This window comes from Cognatishimia activa, from assembly GCF_026016445.1.
In the GTDB taxonomy this organism is placed as follows: Bacteria; Pseudomonadota; Alphaproteobacteria; order Rhodobacterales; family Rhodobacteraceae; genus Cognatishimia; species Cognatishimia activa_B.
This window is the reverse complement of record NZ_CP096147.1, coordinates 3,202,501-3,211,994: the sequence shown is the minus strand read 5'-3', so window position 1 is coordinate 3,211,994 and position 9,494 is coordinate 3,202,501. Positions and strand designations below refer to the sequence as shown.

At 54.3% G+C, this 9,494-nt stretch carries 5 protein-coding genes, 1 tRNA gene and 2 rRNA genes (1 of these 8 running past the window's edge); 4 read left to right on the top strand and 4 right to left on the bottom strand.

Annotation, left to right across the window (positions count from 1 at the left end):
* Window positions 1–254: 254 nt before the first annotated feature.
* The gene (locus tag M0D42_RS16010) at window positions 255–386 is read left to right on the top strand and encodes a hypothetical protein (RefSeq protein ID WP_265019585.1); all 132 of its coding nucleotides are present in this window, start codon (window positions 255–257) and stop codon (window positions 384–386) included.
* 78 nt (window positions 387–464) lie between these two features.
* Here the strand turns inward: M0D42_RS16010 and M0D42_RS16005 are convergent, their stop codons facing one another.
* Window positions 465–1,865 carry a phosphomannomutase gene (locus M0D42_RS16005; protein ID WP_265019584.1) on the bottom strand — a complete coding sequence of 467 codons (1,401 nt, stop codon included), beginning with the start codon at window positions 1,863–1,865 and terminating at the stop codon, window positions 465–467.
* Window positions 1,866–1,978: 113 nt separating this feature from the next.
* Between M0D42_RS16005 and M0D42_RS16000 the strand changes: the two genes are divergently transcribed.
* From M0D42_RS16000 to M0D42_RS15990, 3 genes are read left to right on the top strand one after another with little or no spacing between them, the layout of a single operon-like run.
* Window positions 1,979–2,545 (top strand): ImuA family protein, encoded by a 567-nt coding sequence (locus M0D42_RS16000; RefSeq protein ID WP_265019583.1) that lies wholly within the window; start codon window positions 1,979–1,981, stop codon window positions 2,543–2,545.
* On the top strand, window positions 2,487–3,965 hold the full coding sequence (locus M0D42_RS15995; RefSeq protein WP_265021193.1) for a Y-family DNA polymerase: 1,479 nt from the start codon (window positions 2,487–2,489) through the stop codon (window positions 3,963–3,965). Before M0D42_RS16000 ends, M0D42_RS15995 begins: the two co-directional genes overlap by 59 nt.
* Window positions 3,966–4,000: 35 nt before the next feature.
* A complete protein-coding gene (locus M0D42_RS15990) occupies window positions 4,001–7,333 on the top strand; it encodes an error-prone DNA polymerase (protein WP_265021192.1) in 3,333 nt (1,110 codons plus the stop codon).
* Between the two features lie 182 nt (window positions 7,334–7,515).
* On the opposite strand, the gene M0D42_RS15985 is transcribed toward M0D42_RS15990, so the two are convergent.
* From M0D42_RS15985 to M0D42_RS15975, 3 genes are all read right to left on the bottom strand, one after another.
* A tRNA-Met gene (locus tag M0D42_RS15985) sits at window positions 7,516–7,592 on the bottom strand.
* A gap of 64 nt (window positions 7,593–7,656) precedes the next feature.
* Window positions 7,657–7,771 (bottom strand): 5S ribosomal RNA (rrf, locus tag M0D42_RS15980).
* Between the two features lie 132 nt (window positions 7,772–7,903).
* Window positions 7,904–9,494, bottom strand: a 23S ribosomal RNA gene (locus M0D42_RS15975); it runs 1,239 nt beyond the window's last position.

Here is a 9,494-nt window from a genome sequence, read left to right as displayed (position 1 = left end):
CACCCCAGAGAGTCGCAACCCCCTTTTTGAAGAAATTTTCGTTTTTTGTGAGCCGCCCTCAAAAAACGAGATTGCCGGGGTCACAGACGTTCAAGGCACACCTCATAGCTCCTTTAAAATAAGGGAATGCGCATAGAGACGCCTAAACAACAGGCAATTTATCAACAATTGCAACGCAGCTATGCAAAACTGGCATTGGTAGTCATTGAGTGAACTTCCTATGAGGAACACAAGAATGCGAATGGAGATTCATCATGGCTGTTATTGCACAAAACTTTGCAAAGGTGACCGGCTTCACACTGCTGCAAACCTTGGTAGGCAACATTGCTGCATCTATGGGCAAGCACACTGTGCCACATTGGGTGGATTACCTGAACGACAAGTAAGTCGCTTCAAATCCTCTCTGACAAAAAGGACGCCAAATCGGCGTCCTTTTGCTTTTTCAGGCCTGACACAACTGCACTTTATCGCAGTTGAGACGCGACACGCTGCAAATGCAGAGACACAAGTTCACGGGAACGCTCTGCATTGACTGATTCAGCATAGCAGCGAAATTCCGGCGCGTTCCCGGATGGGCGCAAATGCACAATATCTCCGTTGGCGAAGCTGACTCGCAGTCCGTCGGTGCAATCCAGTGCAATCTCTTCAGAATCGGCTGTAAAAAACTCCTGTCGCTTGTCGGCACTCTTTTGCAGGTCATTCAGGAAAGACTTGGATGCTTCAGGTTTCACACCAGCGATGCGATCCGCGGCTGTGAATCGGTTGGGCAATGTTTGAATCAGGTCGGAAACGCTTGTGTTCGCCTGCCGGGCTGCTGCCAGTGTGGCGAGAATCGGCAGGATGCAGTCCCGAGTGAGCAAAGGTTCGATGGAACCGAATTCGCTTTGGTAGGTGAAGCCCAAAAGGAATCCCCCGTTGGCTTCATATCCAACGACCTTAACATCCGCTCTAGCCGCCAGTGCCTGCTCAATGCTTGCCACCACATAGGGAGAGCCGATCTGCGTCAAGTGAATCTCCGCAAACTCTGACATCTCAGAAATCATCGTATTTGATGAAACTGGCGTGCAGAGTTCTGTTGCACCAAGGTAGCGGGCGGTAATGGCACCCAAGACATCACCCGCAACCACATTGCCTTGCGAATCCGTCAGCATTGGACGGTCTGCATCCCCATCCGTCGAGACTAAAGCGTCCAGACTATGTTGCTGGCACCAGCCAGAGAACTTCGCACGTGCGGATTGGTCGACCGCTTCGGTATCAACGGGAACAAACGAATCCGTTCTTTCTAAAGCCACGGCTGTTGCGCCGAGGTCTTGTAAGAGCTCCATCAGGATATCGCGCGCAACTGAACTGTGTTGATAAACACCAATGCGGAGCCCTGCCAAAAGGGTGTTGCTGAAAATCGATGTGTAGCGTGTCTTAAATAGGGCATTTGCAGCAAGCGCCCCATCGATGTTTCGACCTTTTGGCGAGTCGCTCTGCACCGGACGACCAAGCGCCTCAGTGATTCTCGCTTCATCCGCTTTCGTGATCTCACCTTCGACAGTGTAGAACTTAATTCCATTGCGGTCTGCCGGGATATGGCTGCCTGTGACCATGATCGCGCCCGCTTTTGCTTTTTGCGCGGCATAGGCAAGAGCAGGCGTCGGAAGGACACCGCAGTTCACCACCGAAATACCGAAGGACTGGGCTGTTTCGATACAGGTATGAGCGATCTCTGGGGAACTCTCGCGAAGATCCCAGCCGATATAAATCGTGTCACTGGTGGCGCACTCTGCGATGAATGCCGCCACATAATCCGCCACAAGAGTCTCTGTCAGTTCCGTCACAAGACCGCGGACGCCACTTGTCCCAAATTTGGGGGCCATTGCTAAAATTCCTACTGGCTATCTGAATTCATTCTTCCATCGCATGGAGTATGGAAATTTGAAAGCTCCGTCTGGCCTTGTCTCTCTGAGATTTATGACGATATGCTTTTGGCATGCAGCCGACTGATCAAATTCCTTTCCCTCTTGCGAAGACCCGGACCCATGAGGTTTGCGGCGCAGGAAGCCATGTCTTTGCCTTTGCTCTGGCAGCGCGATTGGGCCAACACGTGATGTGGCTACGAGAAAGCTGGGATCAGCAGCAGATCAACCCAATCGGATTTGCGGAGTTCATCGAGCCCGCGGATCTGACACTCTGTAAAACTGAGCATCAGCTGGAAACCCTTGCGGCTGCCGAGGAGGCTTTGCGATCAGGTGCGGTTGCGCTTGTTGTTATGACTCTGAGCAAACCGATTGGCCTGACCGAAGGCCGGCGATTGCAGCTTGCGGCGCGTGAGGGAAAATCCACGGGTCTTACGATCATTCCAGAAGGCCATGGCAGCAATGCGGCGGAAACCCGGTGGCGGTGCACACCCGTTTTTGACGCCGATACCACGGCAGCGGACTCGACTCTGCAAAGGTGGGAACTTATAAAGAACAAATCAGGAACATTGGGTGTCTGGCATGTTCGATGGAATGTCGCGTCGCGTCGTCTCGTTATGGTTCCCCCGTCTCGCGAGTGACCGGGTTCTCCGCCAGTACCCGATAGATGGGCCCTTTGCCCTGACGCTGAAACAGAACAATGCCAATCGCATCTATTGCCTAAACACAGAGGCTATTGCGCAGGGCCTTCAGCAAGGCATGCCATATTCAGATGCGCGCGCCTTTTGCCCTGATTTAAAAAGCGCCGAAGCCCAGCCCCAATATGATCTGAAGTTCCTGCAAACGCTGCGCCGTTGGGCGACGCGCTATTGCCCTTGGGTTGGGTTGGAAGGCGAAAACGGGTTGGTTTTGGATGTCACGGGATCGACTCATCTTTATGGGGGCGAAGAGGTTATGCTTTCGGATATGCGCAGCCGCCTGATGCGCGCAGGGCTGTCTGTGCAGATTGGTCTGGCGGATACGCGTGGAGCAGCCTGGGCATTGGCGCATTATGGCGAAGGTGTTGCAGCAAGTGGGAACGCCCTACCCGCCATCAAATCATTGCCGGTCGCAGCCCTGCGAATTGATGAAAAAATGTCGATCTCGCTGCAGCGACTGGGACTACGCACGATCGGCGATCTTGCAAAGGCGGCCCGCGCGCCATTGACCCGTCGCTTTGGGCCAAAGCTTTTACTGCGATTAGATCAGGCTCTGGACCGGCAGCCCGAAGAAATATCGCCACAAGCCGATGCGCCACATTATGCGGTGCGCATGACGCTGCCTGAACCCATTGGTCTTTTGCCAGATGTTATGGCGGGAACGGAGCGGCTGCTGATCCAGCTTTGTGCAAAGCTCAAAAGCCAAGAGATGGGCGCGCGAAAGCTCTGTGTCACTCTGCGCCGCGTTGACCAAGACCATCAGCAGGTTGAGCTGCGCCTCGCACGCCCTTTGCGCAATCCGCAACGTATTTTGCCTCTGTTTGAACGCGGCTTGTCAGAAATGGATGCTGGCTATGGCATTGATATGTTGCGGCTGGAAGCCACAGAGGTTGAAAGCCTGCCAGTGCAGCAGGTCAGCCATGTGTCTGATGGCGGCAAAGATAAGCTCGATGATCTGATCTCGCGTCTTGGAACGCGGATCGGACTTGAGAACATTCAACGCTTTCTGCCCGCTGACAGCCATATTCCCGAGCGCAGTTTTATCGTGGCCTCTGCGGCCTACTCGGACCCCGCCCGTACATGGGCTGTGATCAACAAACGCCCGATTAGCCTTTTCCCCCCGGAACCGATCGCCGCAACCGGACCTCGCCCACCCCAAAGATTTCGCTGGCGGCGTATGTTTCTGACGACAGGTCGCGCCATTGGACCAGAGCGGATCGCGCCGGAATGGTGGCTGGAAGATGAAAACTGGCGCTCTGGTTTACGCGACTATTGGCGGGTGGAAACTCGGCAAGGGCGACGGCTCTGGCTGTTTTATACGCCGCAAAACCCGGGCTGGTTTGTGCAGGGAGAGTTCGCATGACCGACCCCAATCGACCACAAATCACCCCGCGCGAAATGCTGCCCCAGCGGATGAAAGGCGAGGCTTATGCAGAGCTCTGCATAACCACAAATTTCACCTTTCTGACCGGCGCTTCACATCCTGAAGAGCTGGTTTTGCGCGCCGCAGAGTTGGGTCTGTCTGCGCTGGCAATCACCGATCACAATTCGCTGGCAGGTGTGGTGCGAGCGTGGAACGCCTTAAAGCAGCTCAAACATGAAACAGAAGAAACACTCCAAATTCGATCCCATAAGCGCGTGGATTCTTCATCCCGTCAAGAGATCGGCGATAGCGTGCCCCTCGACCTGCCATTCATAGAAAAACTGCCGAAGCTTATCGTTGGCTGCCGCCTTATTTTGCAAGACAGTCCAGTAGACTGGGTGGCATTGCCTCGCGACCGAGCCGCCTATCAACGGCTGACACGTCTCTTAACCTTGGGCAAACGGCGGGCCGAAAAAGGGCAATGCCTTCTCTACCTTCAGGATCTTCTGGCTGCCTGCAAAGGCATGATCTTGATCGCCTTGCCTCAGGGACCCTTAAACCAGTCCACAACAGATATTCGAAAACTCGCCCGCCATTTCCCAAATCACGTCTTTCTAGGGGCGACGCCCCCCTATGATGGCAATGATCAGGCCTATCTGGCGGCCTGTGCGCGGTTAGCACAACGCGCTGGCGCCCCAATGGTCGCGGTCGGCGATGTCTTGATGCACCGGGCGAACCGACGACAGCTGGCGGATGTGCTCACCTGCATGCGGGAGCATATAACAATTGATGACATCGGCACCCGCGCCCTGCCCAATGCCGAACGTCGCCTGAAAACCGGCATCGACATGGCGCGTGTGTTTCGGGACCACCCCGCCGCCCTGCGGCGCACATTAGAGATCGCGGACCGCTGCAGTTTTGACCTTGGCGAACTCTCTTATGAATATCCACATGAAGAAACCGAGGGCGAAACACCACAGGAGCGGTTGGAACGTCTGGCCCAAGAGGGGCTAAAACATCGCTATCCAGAAGGCCCACCAGCCAGAGCGCTAGAGCTGATGGAAAAGGAACTGGCTGTTGTCAAAGAGCTCGCCTTCCCTGCCTATTTCCTCACCGTTTATGACATTGTGCAATTTGCCAAGTCGCAAGGAATTCTCTGTCAGGGGCGCGGATCAGCAGCCAATTCCATCCTCTGTTATCTGCTGGGTATCACCGATGTGAAGCCCGATATGATCGCCATGGTGTTTGAACGCTTTGTCTCTAAACATCGTGGCGAACCGCCAGATATTGATGTGGATTTCGAACACGAGCGCCGTGAAGAAGTCATTCAACATATCTACGAAAAATATGGCCGGGAACGCGCTGGTCTCTGTGCGACCGTCATTCATTTCCGAAGCCGCGCCGCCATCCGCGAGGTCGGCAAAGTGATGGGGCTCAGTCAGGATGTAACCGCAGGCCTATCTGGTCAGATCTGGGGCATGAGCAATGGCGGGGTTGATCTGGATCGAATTCGCGAGCTTGGCCTTGACCCCGATGATCGCCGGTTGATGCAAACGATCCGGCTCATTGGGGAAATCATTGGCTTTCCAAGGCATCTTTCTCAGCATGTCGGTGGGTTCGTCATCACCCGTGGGCGGCTTGATGAATTGGCGCCAATTGAAAACGCTGCCATGGAAGATCGCACGGTCATCTGTTGGGACAAAGATGACATCGATGCGCTTGGTATTCTAAAGGTGGATGTCTTGGGTTTGGGGATGCTCAGCTGTATCCGCAAGGCTTTCGCCTTGATGGAACAGCACGACAATATCACTCATACGATTGCGTCCATCCCTCAGGGAGACAGAGCCACCTACGACATGCTCTGCCGTGCCGATGCGGTTGGCGTTTTTCAGGTCGAGAGCCGAGCGCAGATGAACTTCTTACCGCGCATGAAACCGCGGGAATTCTATGATCTCGTGATTGAAGTCGCCATCGTTCGCCCCGGCCCCATCCAGGGGGACATGGTGCAACCCTATATTCGCCGCCGCAATGGATTAGAAAAACCCGAACCCTTTGGCCCCGCCTTGGAAGAGGTCACAAAACGCACCCTAGGCGTCCCGCTCTTTCAGGAACAGGCGCTTCAAATTGCAGTGGTCGGCGCTGGTTTCTCTGCAGAAGAAGCCGATCACCTCCGGAGATCTCTCGCTTCTTTCCGGCGCATGGGCACTATTGGCAAATACCGGGACAAGTTCATCGCGGGTATGCTGGACAATGGCTATAACCCAGAGATCGCCGATCGCTGTTTCGGTCAGATCGAAGGTTTTGCCGATTACGGATTCCCCGAAAGCCATGCCGCAGCCTTTGCCATGCTGGCCTATGTCTCAGCCTGGCTCAAATGCCATCACCCAGCGATTTTCGCCTGCGCTTTACTAAACTCTCAGCCCATGGGGTTTTATGCCCCAGCACAGATCGTGCGCGATGCCCGCGAACATGAGGTTGAAACCCGCCCGATTTGCATCAATCACTCCGAATGGGACAATACATTGGAACGCCGTCCAGATGGAACATTGGCTCTGCGTCTCGGTTTTCGGCAGATCAAAGGTTTCAAAGAGGAAGATGCTGAATGGCTCGTCGCGGCCAGAGGCAATGGCTATCCCGACCTGGAATCGCTGTGGCTGCGCGCGGGGCTGCGCCCCCACGTTCTGGCTAGTCTAGCAGAGGCAGACACATTTTCTGATATCGGTCTGGGCCGAAGAGATGCGATCTGGCAGGCGAAAGCCATCCAAAGCGATAAACCTTTACCGCTTTTTGATGATCAGATTGATGGGGAAGGTATCTATGAACCTGACATAGATTTACCCAACATGCATTTGGGCGAGGAGGTTGTAGAAGACTATGTGTCCACCCGCCTGACCCTGCGCGCGCACCCAATGGAATTACTACGCCCAAACCTTCCCGGTCTGGTAACTCATGCCTCGTTGCAAGACATAAAACTTGGTCGCTATAGCGTCTGCGGCCTTGTGATCACGCGGCAACGCCCAGGCACCGCGTCCGGTGTGATCTTCCTGACCCTTGAGGATGAAACCGGTGTCAGCAACGTGGTTGTCTGGCCAAAGGTTTACGAACGCTTCCGGCGCATCGTTATGGGAGGGCGTCTTCTGCAGGTCACAGGATATCTGCAGCGAGAAGGCATTGTCGTGCATTTGATTGCACAGGACATTCAGGATCTTTCCTACCGCCTGTCTGACTTAGGCCATCCGCAACCCGAGGCGCTTCAGACCGAGGCTGCCCGCACAGACGACACCCCCAAACAGTCTCGCTACCCTGCACGCGCAATGCACCCGCGCGATCAGGCAAAACGTTTATTCCCAAGCCGCGATTTTCATTAGTTGCATTTATTGTTTGGTTGCGGGAGTAGGATTTGACCCTACGACCTTCAGGTTATGCGCCTGAGGAGGTGAAGGCGTTAAGCAGTGTAGGCGATTAGGAGTTGGTCAGGAGGACCAATGTCCGCCGGAACATCTGGGGGGTCAATTGTAGTCTTAACGGGCTGTGTATTGGATATTCGACCTGGTTGCGGGAGTAGGATTTGAACCTACGACCTTCAGGTTATGAGCCTGACGAGCTACCGGGCTGCTCCATCCCGCGTCAAGGTCGAATAGATGTATCATCGTTTATGAGAGATACATATTTTTGTTTATCTATTTACTAGGTTTGGCGATGCCCTACTCTCCCACACCTTAAGATGCAGTACCATCGGCGCAACGGTGCTTAACGGCCGGGTTCGGAATGGGACCGGGTGTTTCACTCGTGCTATGATCACCAAACCGAGTAAATAGATAAGCAGTTTGATATTGGCTTTAGCCAATTCAAACTTATTCGGTGTTGTCCAAGTCAGTATTACTGATTGTGTTGTGTATGACTTGTTTGGTTCCAGTGATGTCTGTCTATTACTGGATCAAATCAAGCCTATCGGGCCATTAGTACCGGTCAACTGAATGCATTACTGCACTTACATCTCCGGCCTATCGACGTGGTGGTCTACCACGGCCCTCAGGGATACCTTGTTTTGAGGGGGGCTTCCCGCTTAGATGCCTTCAGCGGTTATCCTGTCCGATCATAGCTACCCTGCACTGCTGCTGGCGCAACAACAGGTCCACCAGTGGATCGTTCACCCCGGTCCTCTCGTACTAGGGCAACTCCTCTCAAGTATCCTACACCCACGGCAGATAGGGACCGAACTGTCTCACGACGTTCTAAACCCAGCTCACGTACCTCTTTAAACGGCGAACAGCCGTACCCTTGGGACCTGCTCCAGCCCCAGGATGAGATGAGCCGACATCGAGGTGCCAAACACTGCCGTCGATATGGACTCTTGGGCAGTATCAGCCTGTTATCCCCGGCGTACCTTTTATCCGTTGAGCGATGGCCCTTCCACTCGGGACCACCGGATCACTATGGCCGTCTTTCGACTCTGCTCGACTTGTCAGTCTCGCAGTCAGGCTGGCTTCTGCCATTGCACTCAACGAGCGATTTCCGACCGCTCTGAGCCAACCTTCGCGCGCCTCCGTTACGCTTTAGGAGGCGACCGCCCCAGTCAAACTACCCGCCACACAGGGTCCCGGATCCGGATAACGGACCGCGGTTAGACATCAAGCAATGCAAGGGTGGTATCTCAAGGGAGGCTCCACCGGAACTGGCGTTCCGGTTTCAATGCCCACCACCTATCCTGCACATGCATGGCCTGATGCCAGTGTGAAGCTGTAGTAAAGGTGCACGGGGTCTTTCCGTCTAACCGCGGGAAGCCTGCATCTTGACAGGCAATTCAATTTCGCTGAGTCGATGTTGGAGACAGCGGGGAAGTCGTTACGCCATTCGTGCAGGTCGGAACTTACCCGACAAGGAATTTCGCTACCTTAGGACCGTTATAGTTACGGCCGCCGTTTACCTGGGCTTCAATTCGAGGCTCTCACCCCTCCTTTTAACCTTCAGGCACCGGGCAGGCGTCAGACCCTATACGTCGTCTTGCGACTTCGCAGAGCCCTGTGTTTTTAGTAAACAGTCGCCACCCCCTGGTTTGTGCCCCCAGTCAATACTTGCGTAGAAACTGGGCCTCCTTCTCGCGAACTTACGGAGGTATTTTGCCGAGTTCCTTCAACATCGTTCTCTCAAGCGCCTTGGTATGCTCTACCAGTCCACCTGTGTCGGTTTAGGGTACGATCTCATGATGGAGCTATTTCCAGGAACCGATTAGCGGCCCACCCAATCCAATAAGGGTGAACAACCTTCACGATCCGTCACTTCCATCTGGCCCAGGAATATTAACCTGGTTCCCATCGACTACGCCTTTCGGCCTCGCCTTAGGGGTCGGCTTACCCTGCTCAGATTAGCTTTAAGCAGGAACCCTTGGACTTTCGGCGAGAGTGTCTCTCACACTCTTTGTCGCTACTCATGTCATCATTCTCACTAGTGATCTCTCCACGGGATCGCTCACGCGCCCGCTTCATCGAAAGCTCCATATCCTCCATGACATTCCGAAGAATGCTAAAG